The organism is Ruegeria sp. Alg231-54 (genome assembly GCF_900143525.1).
Lineage (GTDB): Bacteria > Pseudomonadota > Alphaproteobacteria > Rhodobacterales > Rhodobacteraceae > Ruegeria.
Map to the genome: position 1 here is coordinate 381,080 of NZ_FREZ01000002.1, position 22,605 is coordinate 403,684.

Below are 22,605 nucleotides of genomic sequence, written 5' to 3' on the forward strand. Positions count from 1 at the left end.
ATTGCCCCCGGCGGGGCTTTGGCATAAGCAACTTTGAAGTCCAAATTTACCTTCAAAGGTTCACCAATGCGCCTCAGCCGTTACTTTCTGCCCGTTCTCAAGGAAAACCCCTCCGAGGCCCAGATCGTCAGCCACCGGCTGATGCTGCGCGCCGGGATGATCAAGCAAGCTGCTGCCGGAATTTATTCCTGGCTGCCGCTGGGTTTCAAAGTGCTGCGTAAGCTGGAAAACATCATCCACGAAGAGCAGGCGCGCGCTGGCCATATCGCGATCCAGATGCCCATCATCCAATCGGCGGACCTGTGGCGCGAATCCGGGCGCTATGATGATTACGGTCAGGAAATGCTGCGCATGAAAGACCGGCATGACCGGGATATGCTGTTTACACCGACTGCCGAAGAACTGATCACCGATATCTTTCGTGGTCATGTGAGCAGCTACAAAGACCTGCCGCTGACGCTGTACCAAATCCAGTGGAAGTTCCGCGATGAGATCCGCCCTCGTTTTGGTGTGATGCGCGGACGCGAGTTCTATATGAAGGACGGTTACAATTTTGACCTGACCAAAGAGGACTCGCTGCACGCCTATAACCGCCATCTGGTCACCTATCTGCGCACCTATGAGCGCATGGGCCTGCAAGCCATCCCGATGCGCGCCGATTCCGGCCCCATCGGTGGCGACAACACGCACGAGTTCCTCGTTCTGGCCGATACCGGTGAATCCGAGGTGTTCTATGACACTGCAGTCACCGATCTGACCTTTGGTGATCGTCAGATCGACTATGACAGCCGCGAGCAGTGTCAGGCCATTCTCGAGGAGTTCACCTCGAAATACGCCCGCACCGATGAGACCCATGACGAGGCGCTGTTCAACCAAGTCCCCGAAGAGCGACGCCGCTTGGCGCGCGGGATCGAGGTTGGCCAGATCTTCTACTTCGGCACCAAGTACTCCGAAGCCATGGGTGCAACTGTACAAGGCCCCGATGGCAAACCCGTTCCTGTTCATATGGGCAGCCACGGTATCGGCGTCAGCCGCCTGATCGGAGCGATCATCGAGGCCAGCCATGACGATAAGGGCATCATCTGGCCCGAAGGCGTGACACCGTTCCATTGCGGTATCGTCAACCTGAAACAGGGTGATGATGAGGCCGACGCCGCCTGTAACAAGATCTACGGCGCGCTGACTGCGCTGGGCCTCGACCCGTTGTATGATGACCGTAAGGAACGGGCAGGGGGCAAGTTCGCCACCATGGACCTGATCGGTCTGCCCTGGCGCATCACCGTTGGCCCGCGCGGTCTGAAAAACGGAGTGGTTGAATTGACCTGTCGCCGTACCGGTGAAAGCGAGGAGATGTCCCCCGAAGCCGCCGTTACCAAGATCGCCGAGATCTATGAGCGCATCGCCTGATACCCCAGACGCGCCGCTGATCTCGGTCATCACCGCGACCTATGACCTGCTGTCGCAAGGGCGACAGGACAGTTTTCGCGAGGTGATCGAGTGCATGGAGCGTCAGAATTGCGACCGGGCTGAGCATATCATTCAGGATGGGGCGTCGAGTGATGGTACAGTTGAATTTCAGCAAGAATTGACCGCGGATGCGCCCCGTACCCGATTGATCAGTGAACCGGATGCCGGTTTGTATGACGCGATGAACAAGGGTGCGCAGGCAGCGCGTGGGGAATATCTGTTGTTCCTTAACTCGGATGACTCGCTGGCGTCCGACGACATTTTGAACATTGTCGCTGATCGGCTCGTGTCGACACAGCCGGATTTCCTGTTCGGCTCGACCCTGCGCCGGATCGAGGATGGATCAGAAAGCCGAGAGAAACGGATGTCGCTGACAGCGATTCTGCAGCGGATGCCGTTCTGCCATAACTCGGTGTTGCTGAAGCGGGATGTGTTTTTGTCGCTGGGCGGACATGACACTCAGTTTAGCGTCGCGGCCGATTACGATCTGATGTTGCGCCTTTTGACCAAAGGGTATCAGGGTGCCCGCATCGAAGATCCGATATCCATGTTCTGGGGCAGGGGCGCCACGAGCGACGATGCCGCAACAGCGGAAGACTACGCCCGTGTCTGGATGAATTACTACGGCGGGTACAGGTCGGCCGATGGCCTGACACAGTCCGATTTCGTTCGGTATTACCTAAGCGGTCACATGCCCGCGGCGCTGATCCTTGAGCGCTTGTTAAAGCCCGGAACGTCGGATGCCATCAAAGCCGCCGCGCGCCACAGTCTGTGGAAGACGACGCGCCGATCTGCTCAGTTCTGGCGCAGCTTTTAGGCGCGTCAGGCTGTCGGTCGGGCAGTCAGAACATCTCCGTCAGCCTCATGGCCCCGTGCCACGACGATCGGACGGCCCAGTTGTCGCACCAGATCCCTGAATTCAAGGCCCAGGAAACGCAGGCCGCAAACCCGGTCTCCAGTGGTTTGATCGGTAAGGCACATCCGACCATCCCGGAACGCCAGACAATATCCCTTGTCGTTCAGGATGTCGGTCAGACCGGCCCAGCTTGCCGCGCTGGCAAAGATCGGAAGGATGGTTGCGCGCAGAAGAACTGCGGATTCACAATCCAATTCTGTTGATTTTTGTCGGACCGAAAATGCGTCCGGTTGTTCAGTTTCAATTCGAATACTCATGAGCGACCCCCGCTCTGTAAAATGAATTCCCCCATAGTCAGGGTGACAAAGTTTCCAAAAATAAGCAAAACGCGAAATAAAATTGCGCCAAAAATGTTGCATTTTGAGGTCAGTTTGCCTCGCTATGCTCACATTAACTTCATACCTGAAACAATACCGGGCTGTCTGTGAAGAGCGTCACAACCGGTGGTATATTTTAGCAGAGGATGATCTCCTTAAGTTCGAGTGACCGTTTGACCGGTGGCGTTGTTGATTCGCAATTTCGGGGCTCTGAGAGCGAATTTGACCGCGCCGAAATTACTGATAAACCGAGCAAAACGATGAAAGGGCCCGCGCTGTGCTGAGTTTCGCAACCGTCGTGTATTCTAGGGACTTTCCCCTGCTTGAACTTCAGGCGCTGTCTTTTGCCCGTTTTGTCGATCCGGACATGGTTTCGTCGATTCACGTGATCATGAATGACTGCGATGAAGATACGCTCAGGGCAAAAATCGAACCCCTTTTGGCTTCATACGGCCCACTGCGATCCAAGGTTCAGGTCCTGGGCGGCGATGACCTGTTGTTGCAGTCCGGCCAGTACGCGCGGCGATCCTTGCCGGATCGGATCCTGATCGAAAACCGGTTTCGTATTCCCGGCATTCGCAGGCAGGGATGGCGCGGGTCCAACGGGTATCGCAGTCAGCAAGTTCTGAAGCTGGGTGCCGCGCGCGTTGCGGCGTCCGAGAACATGGTGATCCTGGACACCAAGAACGTCTTTCTGCGTAGCTTTGACCCGACTGAGTTCTTTGCTGACAACGGTGCGGCGCGGATCGCTTTCATCGACGTCCAAAGCGATTACCACCGCAATTGGCTGGTCGAGAGCCTTGATGCACTGGGCGCGTCAGGTACCGACCTCAACGGGTTAAGGACCACGACATTTGCGACCCCTTTCGCGATGCGCCGATCCTTGGCCTTGGCGCTGCTGGATGAGATCAACGATCGGTATGGCTCGGTGCAGGCGTTGTTTGGATCGCGCAGGCGGCCGTCCGAGTTCATGCTGCTGAATGCGTTCTGCCTCAAATCGCCCGACGGCTACGCGCCGTGGTTCGAGGATCACGCGCAATACAATATCGGGCTCTGGCCGACCTATTCGCCCGAGGAAATGGCATCGCAGCTGGCGATGCTGGATGATCCCGCTGCATTGACGCTGGGCCTGCATAACCGCGCCTTGTCGCTGTTGCCCGGTGATCTGCGGGATCGTGTGTTTTCCGAGTTGGAAATCAGGGGCATTTGTGCCCGGCCACGCGCCGAAGAGGTGCTAAACCGCGCGGCGACACTGACCGGCTGACAACCGGCTTGACCATCCGGTGAAATGCCGAAAGGGTCGCGACAACAAAACATCCGGAGCAGGCATGGCCAGAACACCCCCGCCCTTTGCCCCATTTGAGTGGAAAATCGCCTGGCGTTACTTGCGTGCGCGCCGCGCCGAAGGTGGCGTGAGCGTCATGACGTGGATTTCCCTGATCGGGATCACGCTGGCCGTCTTTGCCCTGATTGCCACTCTGGCCGTCCGTTCTGGATTTCGGTCCGAATTCGTCGGCACGATACTGGGCGCAAACGCCCATGTGACTGTGTACTCCGCCGGAGAGTTTGATGCGCAAGGGCGCGTTGACCGAACGATCGCGGAATATGAAGAGATGACCAGCCGGATCGCGCAGGTTCCGGGTGTGGAACGCGCGGCCCCGCTGGTTAAAGGGCAGGTCCTGATTACCAATCGCGACCGCAGCAGCGGAGTCGAGGTTTTTGGTATCCGCCCCGACGACTTGCACGATCTGCCCGGCGTCGCGCAAAGCGAACAGGCCGTCGGTGATCTGACCCAATTTCAGGACGGTGAGGATGTGATTGCCATCGGGTCTGGTGTGGCGCGCAGCATTGGGGCGACGGTCGGGGACACCGTCAAACTGACCTCACCCAATGGGGTGAAAACCGCCTTTGGGACGTCTCCACGCGTGAACGCTTATCAGGTGGTTTATGTGTTCTCGGCCGGGCGGTATGACATCGACCGCACCCGCGTCTACATGCCGTTCACGCAAGCTCAGAGCTTTTTCAACCGCGACGGTGTGGCCGACGAGATCGAAGTGATGGTCGAACGCCCCGAAGAGATGACCCCGGTTCTGATCCCCATCCTCGAGGCGGCAGGCGGGCGCAGTCAAATCTGGACGTGGCAGGATGCTTCGGGCGGATTTCTGCGTGCGCTTGAGGTTGAGGACAACGTGATGTTCATCATCCTGTCGATCCTCGTCTTGATCGCGGCGATGAACATCGTGTCGGGCCTGATCATGCTGGTGAAGAACAAGGGGCGCGATATAGGTATCCTGCGCACCATTGGCCTGAGCGAGGGGTCGATCCTGCGGGTCTTTTTCATCTGCGGTGCGTTCACAGGCATCATCGGCACCGTTATGGGAGTGATCCTCGGCTGCCTGTTTGCCATCTATATCGACCCGATATTCTCATTCGTGAACTACGTCATGGGCGGCGGCGTCTGGGATCCGTCCATTCGCGGCATCTATTCCTTACCCGCCGAATTGCACCTTTCAGATGTTCTCAAGGCAATTGGGCTGTCGTTGGGGCTGTCGTTCATTGTCACCTATTTCCCGGCCCGCCGCGCGGCGCGGCTGAACCCGGTTGAGGCGCTGCGCTATGAATGATCTGACGATGCGGCTGAACGGTTTGACCAAGACCTACCTCAAGGGCACTCCAGGTGAGGTGCAGGTGTTGCGTGGGGTCGATCTGGAATTGCGCGCAGGTGAGGCTGTGGCTTTGGTCGCGCCATCCGGGGCAGGCAAATCGACACTGTTGCACATTGCCGGACTGCTGGACAAACCGGATGAGGGGACCGTAGAAATCGCGGGCCAGAATGTAGCGGGCAGGGGGGATCGAACCCGTACCGCACTAAGGCGGCAGGACGTTGGGTTCGTGTACCAGTTCCATCATTTGTTGCCCGAGTTTACCGCGCTGGAAAACATCACCCTGCCGCAACTGGCTAACGGTGTATCCGAGAAGGCTGCACAGGACAGGTCGATGGCCTTGCTCGACCGCGTTGGAGTGGCGGCACGTGCCAATCACCGCCCCGCCGCCCTGTCAGGGGGCGAGCAGCAACGTGTTGCGTTTTGCCGGGCCTTGGCGAACAAGCCACGCGTTTTGCTGGCGGATGAACCGACCGGTAACCTAGATCCCGAAACCTCGGATCAGGTATTTGGCGCTTTGATGTCGCTGGTCCGGGATGAAGGGCTTTCAGCGTTGATTGCCACGCATAACATGGATCTGGCCGCGCGGATGGACCGTAAGCTGAGACTGGAGGCAGGTGTTCTTAAGCCAGTTGAGTGATGGCGACACCGGCCGCCATCACGGCTATGCCCCCGGCCCGTATCCATGTCAGCGGCGTGACCTGAGCACCAAACAGGCCAAAATGATCGATGGCCGCCGTGCTGATCAGCTGTCCCAGCAGAACAAAGAACACTGCGTTGCCGACTCCGAAATGGGGGGCGACATGCGTGATCGACAGAACATAAAACGCAATCAATACACCGGCCAGCAACAAGTGTTTCGGGGCTTGGGCCACCTTGGATAGCGCTTCCATTCCTGGGAACAGCAGCATGACCAGGGCAGACGCCACGAACGCGATGGCAAACAGGACTACGCCGGCGGTTGTCGGGGACCCGATCAGCTTGCCCAGTGCGGCATTCAAAGCCGCCAGAATCGGAACGCCGATCCCGGCCGCCAGCATAATGGCTGCGTATTGTGTCATTGCCCGTATCCTCCCGCTTCGTTGATCTGGATCATTGCGCCAAGCCGCCCGGCGGGCAAGCCTGCAAATGTCAGTCGTGACAGGAGGATGCGATGATCAGACCGATGTTCGGGGCAGTTTGTTTAGGTGTGGCTACGCTTTCGTCTCATGCCATGGCACAGAACGTTGAAACCGGCGCTGAGCTCTATCAGCACTATTGCGCAACATGTCATGGGATTGATGCGACGGGGCATGGGCCAATGGCCGGTGTGTTGGTGATACAGCCGACTGATCTGACACAGCTGGCATCCGGGGATGGCGTGTTCCCTACAGCCCGTGTTGTGGCGCGTATCGACGGGCGTGATCCCTTGGTCAGTCATGGCAGCCCGATGCCGGTTTATGGCCCGTATTTCGAGGGGCAGGATACCACGATGAAAACCCCAGACGGTCAGCCGATCCTGACCAGTCAGCCGATTGTGGATCTGGTGGCTTATCTGGAGACGCTGCAATAAGGCTTAACCTTCGCGGCAAATCCCTTCGACCTTCGCTCCGCTCCACGGAATGACAACGGCACGCTCGCGCTGCGCGCCGGGCAGCGGTGACAAGTCGAAATGCGCGCCCAACATGTCATGCAAGCGCTGGGTCCGCGGCGCGGTAGGGTCCAACGCCCTGCAGCAGACGTATTCCTCGACGATCGCCCCCTGTTGTTCGAATCCATAGGACAGGAAATCAGGCGATGTCTGCAGGTCGAACAAGTAAGGGTCCTTGCTTCCGCCATGTTCGGCGGCGGCACGCAGGGGGTGATAACCGGTGGACCGGCGGTTCTGCCATTGCCAGACGTGGGTCAGTTCGTGTGCAAGCAACATCCCGGCAATCAGGTCCATCTGTTCCGGGAAATCGGACATATAGTCCTCAAGGTACCAGTCCTTGTTAAAATAGACCTTATTGAACAACGCAACAGCGGCGGGTTTCGCGGTTACGACCCCTTCTTCGGTTGGTGGCAGGATACGTTCCCGACAGGCCAGGCGCGGCCGGTCTTTGCGGTAAAACGTGATCGGCGTTACCGGCGCACCTTCGACAAGTCGCACGCGATCCAAATCCAGCGTGTCGCCTTGAACGGCACTTGCAAATGCGCGTTCCTGATCCGTCAAAGGGCGACCACAGGCAGCAAGCAAAATTAATAGCGTCATCAAAATACGAAAAGCCATAATCAAAGCCTAATGCGAAGTGCCCGCGCTGCAACCCGTTTTCACAGGCTCATCGCCAAAACCCTGCTGATTTCGGTCAGCGACCGGCCTGATTGATCCATCCATGTATTAAAAGCCTCTTGCACCGCAGCCATCGCCTTTTTCGATGTTGGGGCCTTATCGACCACCCCTTCGGCAATCAGTCGCGCGGTCACATCTTGCGAGAGGATATAGCTGTCGCGCCCTGCAAATCGCATGGCGTATTGGGCCGAAGCCCCGCCCAGACGCGACCCTCGCTTGCCCAGCATCGCCAGCAGCCCGGCAAATTCTTCCGATGGCCAACCCCCAAGAACCTGACCCGCACCGCCTTCATCACGAAGCTCCAGCAAAAAGGCGGCATTGTCACGAACGGTCGCGATCTTGGTTCCGTTGCGCACAATGCGGGTATCCTGCAGCAAGGCGTCGAATTTCTCATCATCCATGAAGGCGCAGCGTCCGGCATCGAAACCGTCAAATGCGATTTCAAACCCGTCCCACTTGTTTTCGATGACCTTCCAGTTGAACCCCGCCTGAAAAATAGTCTTGGTAATAATTGACAGCCAGCGATCTTCCGGCATCTCAGCAAGCTCGGCCAGGCTTTTGGGTTTGCTCAATTTTTCATTCAACGCATCCGGGCCACCATGGCGATTGGCAGCCATTGCAAAAATTTCATCGAAATGATGCATCAATCATGTCCTCCACCGGTAAAGTTGCCTGTTGAATGCTTCGTTGCAAGGTCTCAAAGAGAGCGAGTTTTTGGACATTTAGCGCGTCTGAGATCAAAAAATGCAGAAAAATCGAACATCGGGAAAAGAAATACTCGACAAAACAGGGGATTCGGGTTTGTGATTGACTCGTCAATCAAAGACCTGCGCCAGATATTTGTGTTAAGCAAAAACGCGCGCGATCAGTACAACGCAGCGGGTGGGGACTTGCAGCTTAGTACAAGGCGAAAAATTCCGCCTTTGTTCAAAGTGTTCACTTCCCTTTTGCGGCTAATATTGTGCATGTTGCGACATGGTTTTGTCGTCTGTCCAACCTTCCGGCGCGCACCTGTGCGCTGAGGTGGACGAAAAACAAAAAAAGACAGGGAGAATGTCGATGAAAAAACTTAGTGTCAGCCTGTTGGCTATGATGGTAGCCGGTTCCGCTTACGCCGCCGATATGGGTGCCGTGGACGAGCCGATCAAACTGGCGATCAACGAATGGACCGGTCAGCACGTAACGACCCAAGTGGCAGGCGAGATGCTGAAAGCCGCGGGTTACAACGTCGAATATGTGACCGCTGGTATGATGAACCAGTTCCAGGCAATCGCGGATGGCGACATCACTGCGACGCTGGAAATTTGGTCGTCAAACGTCTCGGATGAATACGCCAAGAAAATCGACGAAGGAACCGTCGTCGAGATCGGCGATCTGGGTCTGGATGCCAAGGAAGGCATCGCCTATCCGGCGCACGTGGCCGATCTGTGCCCGGGTCTGCCGGCATGGGAAGCGCTGAAGGATTGCGCGCAGGTCTTCGCGACCGCTGAAACTCTGCCCGGTGGCCGTCTGGTCGACTATCCTGCCGATTGGGGTACGCCCGGCGCCGACCGTATGACCGGTCTTGAACTGCCGTTCAAAGCTGTGCCTGCCGGTTCCGAAGGCGCTCTGATCGCCGAATTGCGCGCTTCGACCGAGCGCAAGTCGCCGCTGCTGATCACTTTCTGGCAGCCGCATTGGGCGATGTCGGCCTATGACGTTCAGTTCGTTGAATTGCCTGCCGGTGAAGAAGCCTGCTTTAACGATCCGGCCTGGGGTCCAAACCCGAACGCCGTGAACGATTGCGATTTCTCGCCCTCGCGCATCTTCAAGGCCAGCTGGAACGGTATGGAAGAGAAATGGCCCGCGGCCTATGAAATCCTGTCCAACTATCAATTGGCGGTCGAGGACCAGCAGCCGATGATGGGCGCGATCGACGTTGACGGCGGTAAGGTCGAAGAAGTTGTCGCTGAATGGATGGCTGCGAACGAAGACAAATGGCGTCCGGTTGTTGACGCGGCAACGCAGTGAGTTCGCATAAGTGACTGACGCGAATACGCCAGCCATTACCTGCCAGAATCTCTGGCAGGTTTTTGGTCAAGGCGCAGACAAAGCCCTGACCGACGCGCTGTCTCGGTCAGGGAATGATGCAGACCAAGCCGCCGCCGATCTGCGCGAACACGGGTTCATCCCGGCTGTTCAGGACGCAAATTTCGAAGTCAAAGAGGGCGAGCTCTTCGTCATCATGGGCCTGTCGGGGTCGGGCAAGTCCACACTGATCCGCTGTATCTCGCAATTGCTGCCGGGCACGGGCGGCGAAATCCGTGTCGACGGCGAAAACGTTATCGGTGCGTCGAAGAAAGCGCTGACCGAATTGCGGCGCAAAAAACTGGGCATGGTGTTCCAGCATTTTGGCCTGTTTCCACACATGACCGTTGCGGACAACGTGGCCTATCCACTGCGCGTATCGGGCGTCGGCAAAAAGGAACGGATGGCCCGCGCGCAAGAGGTCATCACTCTGGTCGGATTGGAGGGTCGCGAGGACAGTTACCCGCGTCAGCTTTCCGGTGGTCAGCGTCAGCGCGTGGGGATTGCACGATCTTTGGCGGTGAACCCGGACATCTGGTTTCTGGACGAGCCCTTCTCGGCCCTTGATCCACTGATCCGCCGACAGCTTCAGGACGAATTCCTGCGCATTCAGGCGACGCTGAAGAAATCCATCGTGTTTATTACTCATGATATTCAAGAGGCGCTGAAACTGGCCGACCGCATCGCCATCATGCGCGACGGTAAGATCGTTCAGATCGGTACGCCGACGGATATCGTATTACGCCCCGTAGATGACTACGTGCGCGAATTCTCGAAAGACGTGGCCAAGGGTCAGCACGCCAAAGTCGCCTCGGTCATGCGGGACGAATCTGAACGTGGCCCGGATGATCCTGGCCTGACAACCTTGATGACCCTGGACGCCGCGTTGGCGCATTGCATGGAGCTTTATGAGCCCGTTCCTGTGCGGGATGAGGCAGGCAATATTGTTGGCACGGTTCATCCTTCTGATCTTGCCGCTGCTCTTCAGGTGGATGAAACATGAGTGTGCGGCTCGACGTCCCGATACTTGGTAAATTGCGTGTTACAGATGGGGCCATAGCGGCCTTGATAACAGTTTTCGTTGGTTATCTGTGTTTGCGTTATGAGGCAGATGTGCCGTGGCTGGTGCAATGGCCTGCGGAATGGGTTGTTCCCGCGACGGAGTGGGTCGGTGCATTCCTCGACTGGTTTCTGAACGGCATCAAACCAGCGATGCGGTTGTTTTCCGATTTGATGGCATATCCCATGAACGGGGCCAATTTCGTATTAGGCAATACACCATGGCCGATCCTCATCGGTCTGGTAACGGCACTGGGTTGGTATCTGGGCGGCCTGTCGATGGCGGCGTTGGGGTTTTTTGGCCTGTGTTTCGTGTTCGCCTCCGGATATTGGGCCGAGAGTATGAATACCCTGGCATTGGTCGCTGTCTCGGTTCCCGTTGCGCTGATCGTCGGCGGTGCCATTGGCATCCTTGCCAACGAAATGCCCCGCGTCAGGTCCTTTGTTCAGGCGGTGTTGGACGTGATGCAGACGGTCCCGACTTTTGCCTATCTGACCCCGCTATTGCTGCTGTTTGGTTTTGGCCCGGTTGTGGGTTTGATTGCGTCGGCCATCTACGCGGCCCCGCCCATGGCGCGCAACGTGATGCTGGGTTTGGAACGGGTCGAGCCCGAGATCAAAGAGGCCGCTATCATGTCCGGTGGCACGCGGTTTCAGCAGTTGTTTCAGGTCGAAATCCCCGCAGCGGCGACGCAGATCATGGTGGGCGTAAACCAATGCCTGATGGCCGCCCTTTCGATGGTCATCATCGCCGCAGTTATCGGCGGGTTCAACGATATCGGCTGGGAAGTTCTTCTGACCATGCGCAAGGCTCAGTTTGGCGAGTCGCTGATGGCTGGTCTCGTCATCGTGGTTTTTGCTGTGGTGATCGACCGGATGAGCGGCACGCTGGCGACCGAGCGTAAGCGCTATGATCCACGCGTTGTCTGGGCGGTGTTGGGCTTTGCGGTCCTGTTCACTGTCGCCTTCTGGGCATGGCTGCCGAACCCGTCCGAACTGACCCTGCTGGACCCGATGGCTGAGGCCGTCGATGGCGGCTTAACCGCGTTCACGCAGGCCAACGGTCCATGGCTGGATGCGCTCAAGAACAACTCGTTGTTTTATGTGCTGCTGCCCTTGCGGATCGGGCTGGATCAGGCCGTTTTGCCGTTCACATGGGGTTTCCAGTGGACAGTTGGCATGAGCTTCGGCCTTTTCGCGGCCGGCGCGGTCATCGCCGCGCTGATGGCATGGCGTGGTCACCTGACGGGCGGTTTGGTCGTGTTGATCTTGATCGGCATGTTGGAAACCGGCATCGCAAACCTGCCATGGCCCTTCGTCCTAACCGGCACTGCGGCGCTCAGCTATGTCGCGGGCGGCTGGCGTCTGGCGGTGCTTTCGGTGGGGTTGCTGTGCACCATCCTTGTTTCCGGTCTTTGGGAGCGCGCCTTGCTGTCGCTTTACCTCAGCGGGGCTGCGGTGTTTTCCTGCGCCGTCGCAGGCGGCTTGATCGGATTGGCCAGCGCGGTATGGGCGCCGGTCTGGAAGGTTGTTCGTCCAATTTGCGATATGCTGCAGACGATCCCGCTATTCGTTTTCCTGATCCCGGTGCTGATGGTGTTCCAGATTGGTGAGTTCTCGGCCTTTCTGGCGATCTGTGCTTACGCAATCGTCCCGATGATCCGCTACACGCGGCACGGGTTGGTAAACACGCCGGACGAGATGATGGAGGCCGCAATTTCAAGTGGCGCGACCGAGTGGCAGATCATGCGCGACGTGCGCGCGCCATATGCTGCGCCGACGATCCTGCTGGGGCTGAACCAGACCATCCTTTATGCCTTTGCAATGCTGGTGATCGCGGCGCTGATCGGGACCACCGGTCTGGGCCAGTCGATCTATCTGGCACTGGGGCAGGCGGATGTGGGTCTGGGCATCTCGGCCGGTGCCGCTATGGCGATTCTGGCGCTTGTTGCCGACCGTATCGTGCAGGGTTTTGCCGAAGAACGGCGTAAAGCGCTGGGACTGTGAAATGGGGCAGGGGCGGCGCGTCCGCCCCTTTTGCCCTGCACTTGATCTTAGACAAAGACCGGACAGCGTTCGGGACGTAGACCGCGCGTAACACGTTCGGAGAATACTATGACCGGTTGGGCCTTCTTCCTCGCAGCACTGATCACCTTTCTTCTCAGCCACGCCATCCCGGTGAGGCCGGGTGTTCGCGGGCGGCTGATCGAAACATTGGGGCGTAAGGGATATTTTGCGGCATATTCCGCATTGTCCCTGTTGGTTCTCGCGTGGCTAATCGTCGCCGCTGCACAAGCGCCGTATGTTGAAATCATACCACCGCTTGCCATCTTTCGCTGGGCGCCACTCTTGGTGATGCCAATCGTGTGCTGGCTGGCTGTCGCCGGCATATCGATCCAGAATCCGTTCTCGTTTGGCGGGATGGGGAATCGCGCTTTTGACCCCGAAAAACCGGGCATCCTGCGGACCACGCGCCACCCTGTTCTTGCGGCTTTGATGCTGTGGGCGGGGGCGCATCTGCTGGCCAACGGTAGCCTGTCTCACGTGATCCTGTTCGGGCTTTTTGCAGGTTTTGCGGCTTTCGGAATGGCTCTGATCGACCGCCGCAAACAACGCGATATGGGTATGGAATGGATCCGGCTGTCTCGTAAAACAGCCCGCCTGTCGTTGCGCAGTCCACTGCCGTGGCCGCGCCCTTGGGTCTGGCTGGTTGCAATTGCGATCTTCGTGGCGCTGCTTTATCTGCACGCGCCTGTGATCGGATTATCGCCGCTGCCATGACCCAAGAGAGTGGTCGCGCCGGTCCTTGCGTGCTATCTGGAATATCACAAATCTGTACTAAGGGGTCCTTGGATGCATCTGGCCTATGTTACTACCACCGACCGCGGCGCAACCGACCGCCTGTTAAGTGCGGTTGCCGAACACCTGCTCGCCAAAGGCGCGAGCCTTGCGGGGGTGGTGCAAACCAACACTGAATGCGCGGATAGCAGCAAGTGTGACATGGATGTTCGCGTTCTGCCCGAGGGAGAGACCATTCGCATCTCGCAATCCCTTGGTGAACAATCGCGCGGTTGCCGTCTTGACCCGGCTGCGTTGGAACAGGCTGTTGGGTATGTGACCTCTTCGCTGGCTGACGCGCCGCAATTGCTGATCATCAACAAATTCGGCAAGCACGAGGCTGACGGGCGCGGTTTCCGCCCCGTGATTGCCGAAGCTCTGGCGCTGGATGTTCCCGTCCTTGTTGGTGTAAACGGTTTGAACAAAGAAAAATTCGACGCGTTCACAGGTGGCGCTGCCGAACAGATCGCACCTGATCCAGAAAGCATCATTGCATGGTTCGACCGCGTCACTGCGCAACGTGAGGCTGCGGCCTGACAAAGCTCCCGTAGGGTAAGCTTCTGTTTTCCTAACTTGTTTCGTGTCGCATGTGCTGCAATCCTCTTTTCCGGAGGAGACAGTGCATGTGGACCAACTGGGCCGGAAACCAGCACACGGATACGCCAATAGCGCGCCCGACGTCGATTGCTGAACTGCAAAAAGAGATCGCACAGCCCCAAACCCTGCGGGTCTTGGGTGCCGGTCATTCTTTTACGCCGATCGTGGCCGGTGGTGACCGGATTGTGGACTTGTCGGATTTGGGCCTGCCAACACTTGGGGATGCCCGGCAGGATCAGGTGTGGGTCAACGCCAATGCGCGGTTGCGGGATCTGTCCCCGGCACTGGCGGACAAGGGGCTGGCGTTCCGCAACCTTGGGGATATCAACGCGCAGTCACTGGCTGGTGCGGTGTCGACCGCGACCCATGGAACTGGGCGTGAACTTCCCTGCCTTGCGGCAGAAATCACTGCTGCCCGAATGGTCGGGGCAAGCGGCGATATTCTGACCACGGATGATATCCCGCTTGAGATGGTACAGGTCAGTATGGGGATGCTGGGCGTTCTGACCGAAGCGCAGATTTCGGTCGTGCCAAAGTATAACTTACGTCGGCAGGTCCAGCTTGCCTCGGTCGAGGAGAGTCTGACCACGATGCACCAGAAATGGGCAGAGAACCGGAACTTCGAATTCTTCTGCATCCCGTTTACCGGAAAAACTGTCGAACTTCGTCACGCCATCACCGATGCAGCCGAAAGCAAAGCACCGCGCGATTTGGATATGATCGCTGTAAAAGTACTGAAACTTGCACGCAGCGCGGGGCAGATCAGCGAAGGGTTGCGCCTTGCGATGCTCACGCTACTGACGCTGGCGCAGTCGGACGAGGATTATGTCGGCGAAAGCTGGCGGGTATTGTGTAGCGACCGGCATATTCGTTTCAAGGAAATGGAATACCATCTGCCGCCTGACGTAGCTGGGGATGTTCTGCAAGAGGTTTTGACACGACTGCATCACGACCACAAAGACATCTACTTTCCGATCGAGGTGCGCCAGACTGCTGGTGATACGGCCTGTCTGTCTCCGTTCCAGGGTGGGCCACGCATTTCCATCGCCATTCACACCGACGCAGCCGAGGATCATAAACGGTATTTCGAAGCCATTGAGCCGCTATTTGTCGAAGCAGGGGGCCGCCCTCATTGGGGCAAGATGCACAATCTGACTTACAAAGACCTTTCCGTAATGTATCCGGATTTTGATCGGTTTTGTGCGCTGCGCGAACGGCTCGATCCACAGGGTAAGTTTTTGACGCCCGCGCTTGCTCGGCTGTTTCGACCATGAACGCGGCAGCCCTGAAAGCTCTGTCAGGTACCTTGCGATCACACGGGGTCGACAAGCCCGTCGTCGTAGTGGACCTGGACTTGTTGGACGCCAATTGTGTTGTCGCGAACAGGGTTGCTGACGCTGGGCTGGCCCGCAGGCTGGTCGCCAAGTCTCTGCCCTGTCTTCCTTTGTTGGATTTCATTCGCAAGCGCATCTCGACCTCTGGCCTGATGACGTTTTCCGAACCGATGTTGCAGGCGCTTTTGACGGCCGAGTCCGATACGGACCATCTGATCGGAAAGCCCTTGCCCGTTAGTACGGCTGCAAGGCTTCTTTCCACCAATCCCGATGCGGCAAGGCGCGTTCAATGGTTGATCGACACCCCAGCTAGGCTTGGAGATTATCTGGCTTTGGCTTCAGATCGCCAGACGTCACTGCGTTTGTCTTTGGAGTTGGATATCGGCCTGCACCGTGGCGGACTAAATTCTCAGAATGTCGCAGAACTTGCCCAACAAATAACGGCGCACCCATATGGGCAGCTTGCCGGGGTCATGGGGTACGAGGCGCATTTGGCGAAACTGCCCGGCATTCTGCGCAACCGCGCGGCGCGGGCTAGCGCAGATGCGTTTAACGCAGCCGTCGCCGCTTTGCCGCATGTTGAAGGTGGGTTGTGTCTGAACACTGGCGGCAGCCTGACCTTTCAATCCTACCTTACCGTGGGGTCCGCGAATGAGGTCGCATTCGGCTCGGTCCTGGTGAAGCCCGGCGATTTTGACCACGCCACGACGCAAGCGTTTGAACCAGCCGCGTTCATCGCGACGCCAGTTCTGAAAGTAATGCCGGGTAACGCATTACCGGGGCTGGAGTGCTTGCCCCGACAAAAAACAGATATTGCGATCTTTGGCGGCCACTTCTTTGCCCAGCCGGTTTACCCTGCGGGGTTTGGCTACTCAGCGGTCTTTGGCCGTTCCAGCAATCAGGAAGTGTGGACAGGCCTGCGTTCGGCAGACGTATCGCCGGGCGACATAGCCCTGCTGCGCCCTAGTCAAAGCGAGGCTGTGCTGAACCAGTTAGGCACCATGCTTGCCATCCGAGGCGGGCAGGTGGTTAGCGAATGGCCATGCCTGCCTAACTAGACGTCGGTTAATCTGCAAACAGGGCTTCGGCGGCGCGGCGCGCCTCGGGGTCGCGCTTGATCTCTTGGTTGTAAGGAAGCTCGGCCAGTTCGGGGACCGACTGACGCAAGATCGCCGCGTTCAGCTCTCCGTTCCTGCGCAGGGCAGGAGCAATGCCCATACTGCGTGAGATCAGATATCTGTCATTGAACGGATTGAGCGTAAAGTGACGCGGCATCCCGTTCAGCATGGCACCCATTGTGTTTGGAAGGATGTTCTCAAGAAATGAAAGGTCATACGCGTTGGGGCGCGCTTCTGGCGGCAGTGTGTCAAGCCAACTCATCACCTCACGCTGCCAAAAAACGGCTGGTTGAATGCCTTCAGGAGCCCTCAAGCGCAGACGCCGAACCAGATGAAGAAACCGAAACGCATCCTGCCTTTTCCACTGATTTGCACGGTTCATGTCCATGACGTTGCCACGCATAGAGATCTGGGCATCAGGGAGGAACGCATGCGCTGCCAATTCACGATATCCCATCGTCGACGTTTGCCCGCCCGTGCGTAGGCCGTATAGTTTTTCCTCTAGGCTCGGTGCATCCGAGGGGTCACGTTTTTCGGTCAACTTCATGCCGTCAATCAAATCGGGTTCGAATCCAAGCTTCAGCCCGATTTTCTGGGCGAGCAAACAATCCAAGGACGAAAGATAATTTATTCGGTGCGTATAGAACGCACTGACATGTCCAAGGTGATCCTTAGCTGAAGCGACCAGCGCCCGGCTGTCATATCCACCTGTAATTGGAATGACGGACTTGAAGGACCGCGCAAGCGCGCCGACCGTAGCCCCAAGACGCGTCACAATATCAGATGCAACGGCGTCAATGTCCGCAACCGCAGTAAACGGCACATCCGATCGGGGCCAATGGCGATATTGCTGATACCGGTCCAGGGTCAGCGAATGATTTGGCCGCGCCAGCCGCAAATCGCGATCACCAGTGATGCCCAGTGAAAAGTTGGTTGCCCCAGACATGACGTCCTCGACCCGGATATAGCGACCTGGCTCAATGGGTCGGTCCAGCGCCATGCAAGGTGATGAGCCGATAAGGCCGGTCTTTGGATCATAGAAACAGGACAATTCCAGGGTAGGATCGAAGTACAGCCTTTGCTCGCGTCCAAGCCTGCCGAATATGACAAAGCGCCCGGCCAGGTTTTCAAGCCAGTGTTCCAGATCGCGCCAAGTCGGACTGGCACCAAGATCGACCAGTGTATCGTCTGCTATGACCGTTCCGGTGTCGACCGCGATCCCCAGAATCAACAGTTGTAGGTTGGCGTTGGCGCAATCGGGTTGCGCAACGTTTAGCCGAGGACTGTGATGAATTTTGAACGGGGTGAACTCAACTGTATTCCAACCTTCGGGCGCTGCCACAGTGTCCGATCTGACCGCGTATTGATGGGGAAAAACATCATCGAACGGAATGCCAATATCCTGCGCTTCACGTATTGCCTGTAGCATTTATTCTCCACATCGGATTGATCCGCAAAGCCCTGACTTCGCTGGGTATCCGGCTGTTCGTTGTTTGCGATCAGATTAACCTGAGGCGATTTGCACTTCCAGTGACAAGACCGCTGATCCGTTGCGTAGCGTCCTGCCAATGTCAACAATTTGCAACAGAGCCTCGCAATCGAAGGCCAGTGCAATCGAAAATGCTTGGATCGAGGGATCTGTATGTGATTGGAAAGTGGTGGGCGACCCTGGAATCGAACCAGGCGTGCGTCTCCGCGAGGGAGTTACAGTCCCCTGCCACACCTTGCGGCCTGTCGCCCACTGTCAGGCGTTGCACCTGACGTGGAGGCGTGATTACTAGCGCCTTGAAGAAGCGTCAACAGGAAAATTTGGCTTTGACGCAGGAAACCGAATTCCCGGCCCGGAGGCCCACGAAATGAAGAAACCCAAGTGGGTCGTTGAAAAGGAACAGGCGCGCAAAGCTGCGGCGTCTGAAACCGTTTGGCTGTTCGGTTTGCATGCCGTTCGGGATGCTTTGATGAACCCGAACCGGCAGAAACTGAAACTGATTGTGACGCGGAACGCACGGGACAAACTAGCAGAAGCGATTGAATTTGCAGGGATTGAGGCCGAAATGGTCGATCCGCGAAAATTCACCGCGCCTATTGATCCCGGTTCAGTCCATCAGGGGGCTGCACTTGAGGTCAAGCCGCTGGATTGGGGCGGGCTGGCTGAAAATTGCATTGGGCGTGAGCATCCCAGGGTCATTTTATTGGACCGCGTTACCGACCCGCACAATGTTGGGGCGATTCTTCGCTCGGCCGAAGTGCTTGGAGCCAGTGCCGTGATCGGTACGCGACACCATTCGGCGCCGGAGACGGGCGCGCTGGCCAAAACCGCCAGTGGAGCACTGGAGCGCCAGCCCTATCTGCGTGTGCGCAATCTGGCGGATACTATTGTCGAGCTGCAGAACATGGGCTTTGTGGTGTTGGGTCTGGACGGTGAGGTCGAACAAACCATCGAGACGGCGTTGGGCGGCAATCTGGATCAACCTGTCGCGCTGGTGCTGGGGGCCGAAGGGCCCGGCCTGCGGCAAAAGACCAAGGAAACTGTCAATCAACTGGTGAAAATCGACGCATCTGGTGGGTTTGGTTCTCTTAACGTCTCAAATGCTGCCGCAATTGCCTTATATGCTTCAAGGCATCGATAGACAGGAGAGAGCCATTACCAGCCCGACCAAAATCGCCACCTGCTGTTATTGCGGAACGCGCGCTGCGTTGGTTCTGAAGGGGAAGCAACGCCACGAACTCAGCTGTTCCAGCTGCGGAGCCCCTTTGCATGACCTCAAGATGGTTCCCAAGCGCAAGCTGAGCAATGACAAGCCCAAGCGCGATAGCTACAAGACGGCCACCGCATACCAGTCCAAAAAGAAAAAGAAGAAAAAGGGGATTTTTGCGCGCGTCATTGATGAAGCATGGGATGTGGTCGAGGATATCTTTGACTGACGCGGGCTAAAGCGACACGGGCGTTCACAACCGCGTTAATAGGGGTGTTTCGCGCGACAAAAGATTGCATTTTGATACCCTGAATTTGTAATCCTGAGCATGTGATGCCAATCAAACGTTTCATACTTGGCGCGATAGCCGCCGTTGCCCTTCTTCCTGCCGCTCATGCACAGGACATGCCTGTCTTCTATGAGGCGGACGGTGCCGTCATGGCCGGCTACGACCCTGTCTCATATTTCCTTGAGGAAACGCCGGTCCGCGGATTGCCAGAATATTCTGTGATCTGGAAAGGGGCCGAGTGGCATTTCGCCTCGGCCGAGAATCGCGATCTGTTCGAAAGCAATCCTCGCGCCTTTTCCCCTCAATTCGGGGGCTACTGCGCCTATGCCATGGCGCAAGGTATCTTAAAAAGCACCGATCCGATGCTTTGGGACATGGTGGAAGGCCGACTGTACCTGACCCACTCGCCTGAGATTGAGCAGCTCTGGCGCGGAGATCGTGCAGAATACATTCACATGGCCGAGGAAAACTGGCCTGTGGTGCTGTATCAAGACTAGGCGAATTTCCGCCTTCTTCGGCCTGTCATCACAAAAATGCGACGCCCCTCTTTTTTTCTCTGAACTTATGCCTAAATGTCACAGTGACCGCGGAACGGAACTGCCGCGGGTCATTTCACTGTCCCTCGTTCCAACAACTGGCGCTCAGGTTTGACCTGAGCGCTTTTTTCTTTGCTGCGCCAAGTCTAGGGTGCCCGCATGCCGAATTACACAGGCCCATTCCTGAAAGACATCCTGCGTCGCACCAAGGTGATTGCTGTGGTAGGCGTTTCGATGAACCCGGTGCGGCCCAGCTATTATGTCGCGCGGTATCTTTCACTTAAGGGATACGCGGTGATCCCTGTGAACCCAGGTCATGCCGGGAAGTTACTTTTTGGCCAGACCGTTCGCGCGTCATTGTATGAGATTACTCAGCCGGTCGATATGGTTGACATCTTTCGCCGTTCCGAAGCTGTTCCGCCAATAGTCGACGAAGCACTGTCTTCTTTTCCCAACCTACGCACGATCTGGATGCAGATCGGCGTTGAACACCCCGAAGCCGCAGCCAAAGCACAGGCGCGCGGCGTGGATGTGGTGATAAATCGTTGCCCTAAAATCGAATATCAGCGCCTGTTTGGCGAGCTGCGCATGGGTGGATTCGCGACCGGAGTGATTTCTTCCAGACTGTGAAGGTTAGCCGCCGACATACGGCAGCAATTCCCCGTATTGTTCCTGGCGGCGCTTTTCCAGAACAACGCTTCGGGGCACCCACTCATACTTGGTGTCTTCCACCAAGGGCGACCAGAACAGAACACCGCCGTACCGCCATGGGTCCAGCACCACGCCATCATACATCGCCTCACCCTTGCGGCTGATGATGGCTGTGCTGTGGTCGATTCTGAACTGGTTGTCCGCATTTGCTATCGCACGGTGCAATTCCAGCGTCCGGAAGTTCTCTTGCTTCAGCCGACGTTCGATATCCTCGGCCCAATGCCAGCACAGCCCACGCGGGCGTAGACCTTTGTTGACCTTGGCATTGTGGATCAGCGGAGGGTCAGTAATTTCGTATTCCTGAACCAGCTGCGCGGTATAGGAATAGGCGATGCGGGCTGCGCGGTCGGCTTCTTCGGGGTCGATGTCGGGACCAAGGCTGCGGATTTCCGTTGCCAGTCGTTGAACTTCATCACCTGTCGAGCGCGGCGGTGCCGAACACGCGGTAATCATCACAAGCGAAAGCAAAGCCATTACACTGGCCAGAGCCTTGGTCATTCCTGCGTTCCTCGGTCGGTCCCACACTGATCCCTGACTATACAGGGCAGGACGGCAGGACGGAACCCGGGCTTATGTCTTTGGGCGCGATGCCTTTTCCGCGATGCCGCTTGTGCCCTGGCGTCGGGCCAACTCGGTCAAAACGTCATCCAGCGCCACGTCCCGCGCGGCCAGCATGACCAACAGGTGATAGAGGACATCCGCAGCCTCGGCGGTCAGCTTGTCTTTGTCACCCTTGACGGCTTCGATGATGGCCTCAACAGCCTCTTCCCCAAACTTCTCGGCACATTTCTCTGGCCCCTTGGCCAACAGTTTTGCAGTCCAGCTAGAGTCGGGCTCGGCACCTTTGCGGGTCTCAATCGTCGCGGCCAGATCGTGTAGGATGTTCATATCAGCCTCATGGGGATGCCAGCCGCAGCCATGTGTTCCTTGGCCTCGCGGATGGTGTATTCGCCGAAATGGAAGATTGAGGCCGCCAGTACGGCACTGGCTCCGCCTTCTGTCACACCCTCGACCAGATGATCCAGGTTGCCTACGCCGCCAGAGGCAATCACCGGCACGTCCACCGCGTCCGAGATCGCGCGGGTCAGCGGCAGATTGAAGCCTGCCTTGGTGCCGTCGCGGTCCATTGAGGTCAAAAGAATCTCTCCGGCTCCCTTGGCGACAACAGTTTTGGCGAATTCGACCGTGTCGATACCGGTCGGCTTGCGGCCACCGTGGGTGAAGATCTCCCACTTGCCTGGGCTGGTTGTTTTTGCGTCGATGGCACACACAATACACTGGCTACCGAATTGATCGGCAGCTTCTGCGATGACATCCGGGTTGGCGACAGCGGCCGAATTGAAGCTGACCTTGTCGGCGCCAGCCAGCAACAGCGCACGCACGTCGTCCTTGGTGCGGACACCTCCGCCGACCGTCAGCGGAACAAAGCATTGTTCTGCCGTGCGCTGAACCACATCGAACATGGTGCCACGATTTTCATGGGTGGCATGAATGTCCAGAAAACAGATCTCATCCGCGCCTGCTGCGTCATAGGCTTTGGCCGACTCTACAGGATCGCCCGCGTCACGCAGGCCAACGAAATTGACACCTTTTACAACACGGCCATCGGCGACATCCAGACAGGGAATGATACGGGTTTTCAGCATGCCGGCGTCCTTTGTTGGCGCACCTGTATCGGCAAAACCCCGC

The 22,605-nt window shown here is 57.4% G+C and carries 25 protein-coding genes and 1 tRNA gene; 17 read left to right on the forward strand and 9 right to left on the reverse strand.

Features of this window, described 5'->3' with window-relative positions; translation table 11 throughout:
* Nucleotides 1-66 precede the first annotated feature (66 nt).
* Entirely contained in the window at nucleotides 67-1,407 is a 1,341-nt protein-coding gene (gene proS / locus DHN12_RS06400; protein ID WP_108859411.1) for a proline--tRNA ligase, read from the forward strand.
* The gene (locus DHN12_RS06405; protein WP_108859412.1) at nucleotides 1,391-2,284 is read left to right on the forward strand and encodes a glycosyltransferase family 2 protein; all 894 of its coding nucleotides are present in this window, start codon (nucleotides 1,391-1,393) and stop codon (nucleotides 2,282-2,284) included. Before proS ends, DHN12_RS06405 begins: the two co-directional genes overlap by 17 nt.
* Nucleotides 2,285-2,289: 5 nt before the next feature.
* On the opposite strand, the gene DHN12_RS06410 is transcribed toward DHN12_RS06405, so the two are convergent.
* Nucleotides 2,290-2,640 carry a hypothetical protein gene (locus tag DHN12_RS06410; RefSeq protein ID WP_108859509.1) on the reverse strand — a complete coding sequence of 117 codons (351 nt, stop codon included), beginning with the start codon at nucleotides 2,638-2,640 and terminating at the stop codon, nucleotides 2,290-2,292.
* A gap of 358 nt (nucleotides 2,641-2,998) precedes the next feature.
* Here DHN12_RS06410 and DHN12_RS06415 point away from each other — a divergent pair, with 358 nt between their 5' ends.
* The 3 genes from DHN12_RS06415 to DHN12_RS06425 all read left to right on the forward strand — a co-directional run bounded on the left by DHN12_RS06415 (nucleotide 2,999) and on the right by DHN12_RS06425 (nucleotide 6,003).
* Complete coding sequence (locus DHN12_RS06415; protein WP_234416565.1) at nucleotides 2,999-3,964, forward strand: DUF6492 family protein; 966 nt, start codon at nucleotides 2,999-3,001, stop codon at nucleotides 3,962-3,964.
* 64 nt (nucleotides 3,965-4,028) lie between these two features.
* Complete coding sequence (locus tag DHN12_RS06420) at nucleotides 4,029-5,324, forward strand: lipoprotein-releasing ABC transporter permease subunit (protein ID WP_108859414.1); 1,296 nt, start codon at nucleotides 4,029-4,031, stop codon at nucleotides 5,322-5,324.
* A complete protein-coding gene (locus DHN12_RS06425; RefSeq protein ID WP_108859415.1) occupies nucleotides 5,317-6,003 on the forward strand; it encodes an ABC transporter ATP-binding protein in 687 nt (228 codons plus the stop codon). Before DHN12_RS06420 ends, DHN12_RS06425 begins: the two co-directional genes overlap by 8 nt.
* Here DHN12_RS06425 and DHN12_RS06430 read toward each other — a convergent pair.
* Entirely contained in the window at nucleotides 5,987-6,424 is a 438-nt protein-coding gene (locus tag DHN12_RS06430; protein WP_058275676.1) for a DMT family transporter, read from the reverse strand. The genes DHN12_RS06425 and DHN12_RS06430 overlap by 17 nt on opposite strands.
* Nucleotides 6,425-6,516: 92 nt before the next feature.
* Here DHN12_RS06430 and DHN12_RS06435 point away from each other — a divergent pair, with 92 nt between their 5' ends.
* Nucleotides 6,517-6,915 carry a cytochrome c gene (locus tag DHN12_RS06435; protein ID WP_108859416.1) on the forward strand — a complete coding sequence of 133 codons (399 nt, stop codon included), beginning with the start codon at nucleotides 6,517-6,519 and terminating at the stop codon, nucleotides 6,913-6,915.
* A gap of 3 nt (nucleotides 6,916-6,918) precedes the next feature.
* Here the strand turns inward: DHN12_RS06435 and DHN12_RS06440 are convergent, their stop codons facing one another.
* Together DHN12_RS06440 and DHN12_RS06445 are read right to left on the reverse strand one after the other, a co-directional pair.
* Entirely contained in the window at nucleotides 6,919-7,593 is a 675-nt protein-coding gene (locus DHN12_RS06440) for a hypothetical protein (RefSeq protein ID WP_373455750.1), read from the reverse strand.
* A 59-nt stretch (nucleotides 7,594-7,652) separates the two neighbouring features.
* Nucleotides 7,653-8,315, reverse strand: a complete 663-nt coding sequence (locus DHN12_RS06445; RefSeq protein ID WP_108859417.1) for a DNA-3-methyladenine glycosylase I — start codon at nucleotides 8,313-8,315, stop codon at nucleotides 7,653-7,655.
* 415 nt (nucleotides 8,316-8,730) lie between these two features.
* Between DHN12_RS06445 and DHN12_RS06450 the strand changes: the two genes are divergently transcribed.
* From DHN12_RS06450 to DHN12_RS06480, 7 genes are all read left to right on the forward strand, one after another.
* Nucleotides 8,731-9,681 carry an ABC transporter substrate-binding protein gene (locus tag DHN12_RS06450; RefSeq protein ID WP_058275748.1) on the forward strand — a complete coding sequence of 317 codons (951 nt, stop codon included), beginning with the start codon at nucleotides 8,731-8,733 and terminating at the stop codon, nucleotides 9,679-9,681.
* Between the two features lie 10 nt (nucleotides 9,682-9,691).
* Complete coding sequence (locus DHN12_RS06455; RefSeq protein WP_108859418.1) at nucleotides 9,692-10,741, forward strand: glycine betaine/L-proline ABC transporter ATP-binding protein; 1,050 nt, start codon at nucleotides 9,692-9,694, stop codon at nucleotides 10,739-10,741.
* Nucleotides 10,738-12,804 (forward strand): proline/glycine betaine ABC transporter permease, encoded by a 2,067-nt coding sequence (locus tag DHN12_RS06460; protein ID WP_108859419.1) that lies wholly within the window; start codon nucleotides 10,738-10,740, stop codon nucleotides 12,802-12,804. The genes DHN12_RS06455 and DHN12_RS06460 overlap by 4 nt, the downstream gene beginning before the upstream one ends.
* A 108-nt stretch (nucleotides 12,805-12,912) precedes the next feature.
* Entirely contained in the window at nucleotides 12,913-13,578 is a 666-nt protein-coding gene (locus tag DHN12_RS06465) for an NnrU family protein (RefSeq protein WP_108859420.1), read from the forward strand.
* A 72-nt stretch (nucleotides 13,579-13,650) separates the two neighbouring features.
* Complete coding sequence (locus DHN12_RS06470; RefSeq protein WP_108859421.1) at nucleotides 13,651-14,172, forward strand: DUF2478 domain-containing protein; 522 nt, start codon at nucleotides 13,651-13,653, stop codon at nucleotides 14,170-14,172.
* 86 nt (nucleotides 14,173-14,258) lie between these two features.
* Nucleotides 14,259-15,506, forward strand: a complete 1,248-nt coding sequence (locus DHN12_RS06475; protein ID WP_108859422.1) for a D-arabinono-1,4-lactone oxidase — start codon at nucleotides 14,259-14,261, stop codon at nucleotides 15,504-15,506.
* Complete coding sequence (locus DHN12_RS06480; RefSeq protein WP_108859423.1) at nucleotides 15,503-16,624, forward strand: alanine racemase; 1,122 nt, start codon at nucleotides 15,503-15,505, stop codon at nucleotides 16,622-16,624. Before DHN12_RS06475 ends, DHN12_RS06480 begins: the two co-directional genes overlap by 4 nt.
* 7 nt (nucleotides 16,625-16,631) lie before the next feature.
* Here DHN12_RS06480 and DHN12_RS06485 read toward each other — a convergent pair whose 3' ends face one another.
* Together DHN12_RS06485 and DHN12_RS24395 are read right to left on the reverse strand one after the other, a co-directional pair.
* Nucleotides 16,632-18,113 carry a hypothetical protein gene (locus DHN12_RS06485; protein ID WP_108859424.1) on the reverse strand — a complete coding sequence of 494 codons (1,482 nt, stop codon included), beginning with the start codon at nucleotides 18,111-18,113 and terminating at the stop codon, nucleotides 16,632-16,634.
* A 227-nt stretch (nucleotides 18,114-18,340) separates the two neighbouring features.
* A tRNA-Tyr gene (locus DHN12_RS24395) sits at nucleotides 18,341-18,424 on the reverse strand.
* A gap of 116 nt (nucleotides 18,425-18,540) precedes the next feature.
* On the opposite strand from DHN12_RS24395, the gene rlmB reads away from it, so the two are divergent.
* The 4 genes from rlmB (at nucleotide 18,541) to DHN12_RS06505 (ending at nucleotide 20,835) form a co-directional block, all read left to right on the forward strand.
* Nucleotides 18,541-19,314: a 23S rRNA (guanosine(2251)-2'-O)-methyltransferase RlmB gene (gene rlmB / locus DHN12_RS06490; protein ID WP_108859425.1), complete on the forward strand. Its 774-nt coding sequence runs from the start codon at nucleotides 18,541-18,543 to the stop codon at nucleotides 19,312-19,314.
* Entirely contained in the window at nucleotides 19,295-19,609 is a 315-nt protein-coding gene (locus DHN12_RS06495) for a hypothetical protein (protein ID WP_199913478.1), read from the forward strand. Before rlmB ends, DHN12_RS06495 begins: the two co-directional genes overlap by 20 nt.
* A 104-nt stretch (nucleotides 19,610-19,713) precedes the next feature.
* Nucleotides 19,714-20,166: a YHS domain-containing (seleno)protein gene (locus tag DHN12_RS06500; RefSeq protein WP_199913474.1), complete on the forward strand. Its 453-nt coding sequence runs from the start codon at nucleotides 19,714-19,716 to the stop codon at nucleotides 20,164-20,166.
* A gap of 198 nt (nucleotides 20,167-20,364) precedes the next feature.
* Nucleotides 20,365-20,835 carry a CoA-binding protein gene (locus tag DHN12_RS06505; RefSeq protein ID WP_108859426.1) on the forward strand — a complete coding sequence of 157 codons (471 nt, stop codon included), beginning with the start codon at nucleotides 20,365-20,367 and terminating at the stop codon, nucleotides 20,833-20,835.
* Nucleotides 20,836-20,838: 3 nt separating this feature from the next.
* Here the strand turns inward: DHN12_RS06505 and DHN12_RS06510 are convergent, their stop codons facing one another.
* From DHN12_RS06510 to hisF, 3 genes are all read right to left on the reverse strand, one after another.
* Entirely contained in the window at nucleotides 20,839-21,414 is a 576-nt protein-coding gene (locus DHN12_RS06510) for a hypothetical protein (RefSeq protein WP_108859427.1), read from the reverse strand.
* A 72-nt stretch (nucleotides 21,415-21,486) separates the two neighbouring features.
* Entirely contained in the window at nucleotides 21,487-21,804 is a 318-nt protein-coding gene (locus DHN12_RS06515; RefSeq protein WP_108859428.1) for a phosphoribosyl-ATP diphosphatase, read from the reverse strand.
* The gene (gene hisF, locus DHN12_RS06520; RefSeq protein WP_108859429.1) at nucleotides 21,801-22,562 is read right to left on the reverse strand and encodes an imidazole glycerol phosphate synthase subunit HisF; all 762 of its coding nucleotides are present in this window, start codon (nucleotides 22,560-22,562) and stop codon (nucleotides 21,801-21,803) included. The genes DHN12_RS06515 and hisF overlap by 4 nt, the downstream gene beginning before the upstream one ends.
* Between the last annotated feature and the right edge of the window lie 43 nt (nucleotides 22,563-22,605).

Bases quoted from the DNA above. Each gene is read 5' to 3' on its own strand.
- hisF (WP_108859429.1), bottom strand. From the start codon at position 22,562: ATGCTGAAAACCCGTATCATTCCCTGTCTGGATGTCGCCGATGGCCGT.
- DHN12_RS06465 (WP_108859420.1), top strand. From the start codon at position 12,913: ATGACCGGTTGGGCCTTCTTCCTCGCAGCACTGATCACCTTTCTTCTC.
- DHN12_RS06475 (WP_108859422.1), top strand. From the start codon at position 14,259: ATGTGGACCAACTGGGCCGGAAACCAGCACACGGATACGCCAATAGCG.
- DHN12_RS06510 (WP_108859427.1), bottom strand. From the start codon at position 21,414: ATGACCAAGGCTCTGGCCAGTGTAATGGCTTTGCTTTCGCTTGTGATG.
- DHN12_RS06480 (WP_108859423.1), top strand. From the start codon at position 15,503: ATGAACGCGGCAGCCCTGAAAGCTCTGTCAGGTACCTTGCGATCACAC.
- DHN12_RS06425 (WP_108859415.1), top strand. From the start codon at position 5,317: ATGAATGATCTGACGATGCGGCTGAACGGTTTGACCAAGACCTACCTC.
- DHN12_RS06515 (WP_108859428.1), bottom strand. From the start codon at position 21,804: ATGAACATCCTACACGATCTGGCCGCGACGATTGAGACCCGCAAAGGT.
- proS (WP_108859411.1), top strand. From the start codon at position 67: ATGCGCCTCAGCCGTTACTTTCTGCCCGTTCTCAAGGAAAACCCCTCC.
- DHN12_RS06460 (WP_108859419.1), top strand. From the start codon at position 10,738: ATGAGTGTGCGGCTCGACGTCCCGATACTTGGTAAATTGCGTGTTACA.
- DHN12_RS06405 (WP_108859412.1), top strand. From the start codon at position 1,391: ATGAGCGCATCGCCTGATACCCCAGACGCGCCGCTGATCTCGGTCATC.
- DHN12_RS06450 (WP_058275748.1), top strand. From the start codon at position 8,731: ATGAAAAAACTTAGTGTCAGCCTGTTGGCTATGATGGTAGCCGGTTCC.
- rlmB (WP_108859425.1), top strand. From the start codon at position 18,541: ATGAAGAAACCCAAGTGGGTCGTTGAAAAGGAACAGGCGCGCAAAGCT.
- DHN12_RS06440 (WP_373455750.1), bottom strand. From the start codon at position 7,593: ATGACGCTATTAATTTTGCTTGCTGCCTGTGGTCGCCCTTTGACGGAT.
- DHN12_RS06420 (WP_108859414.1), top strand. From the start codon at position 4,029: ATGGCCAGAACACCCCCGCCCTTTGCCCCATTTGAGTGGAAAATCGCC.
- DHN12_RS06430 (WP_058275676.1), bottom strand. From the start codon at position 6,424: ATGACACAATACGCAGCCATTATGCTGGCGGCCGGGATCGGCGTTCCG.
- DHN12_RS06435 (WP_108859416.1), top strand. From the start codon at position 6,517: ATGATCAGACCGATGTTCGGGGCAGTTTGTTTAGGTGTGGCTACGCTT.
- DHN12_RS06470 (WP_108859421.1), top strand. From the start codon at position 13,651: ATGCATCTGGCCTATGTTACTACCACCGACCGCGGCGCAACCGACCGC.
- DHN12_RS06505 (WP_108859426.1), top strand. From the start codon at position 20,365: ATGCCGAATTACACAGGCCCATTCCTGAAAGACATCCTGCGTCGCACC.
- DHN12_RS06445 (WP_108859417.1), bottom strand. From the start codon at position 8,315: ATGCATCATTTCGATGAAATTTTTGCAATGGCTGCCAATCGCCATGGT.
- DHN12_RS06500 (WP_199913474.1), top strand. From the start codon at position 19,714: ATGCCAATCAAACGTTTCATACTTGGCGCGATAGCCGCCGTTGCCCTT.
- DHN12_RS06485 (WP_108859424.1), bottom strand. From the start codon at position 18,113: ATGCTACAGGCAATACGTGAAGCGCAGGATATTGGCATTCCGTTCGAT.
- DHN12_RS06495 (WP_199913478.1), top strand. From the start codon at position 19,295: ATGCTTCAAGGCATCGATAGACAGGAGAGAGCCATTACCAGCCCGACC.
- DHN12_RS06410 (WP_108859509.1), bottom strand. From the start codon at position 2,640: ATGAGTATTCGAATTGAAACTGAACAACCGGACGCATTTTCGGTCCGA.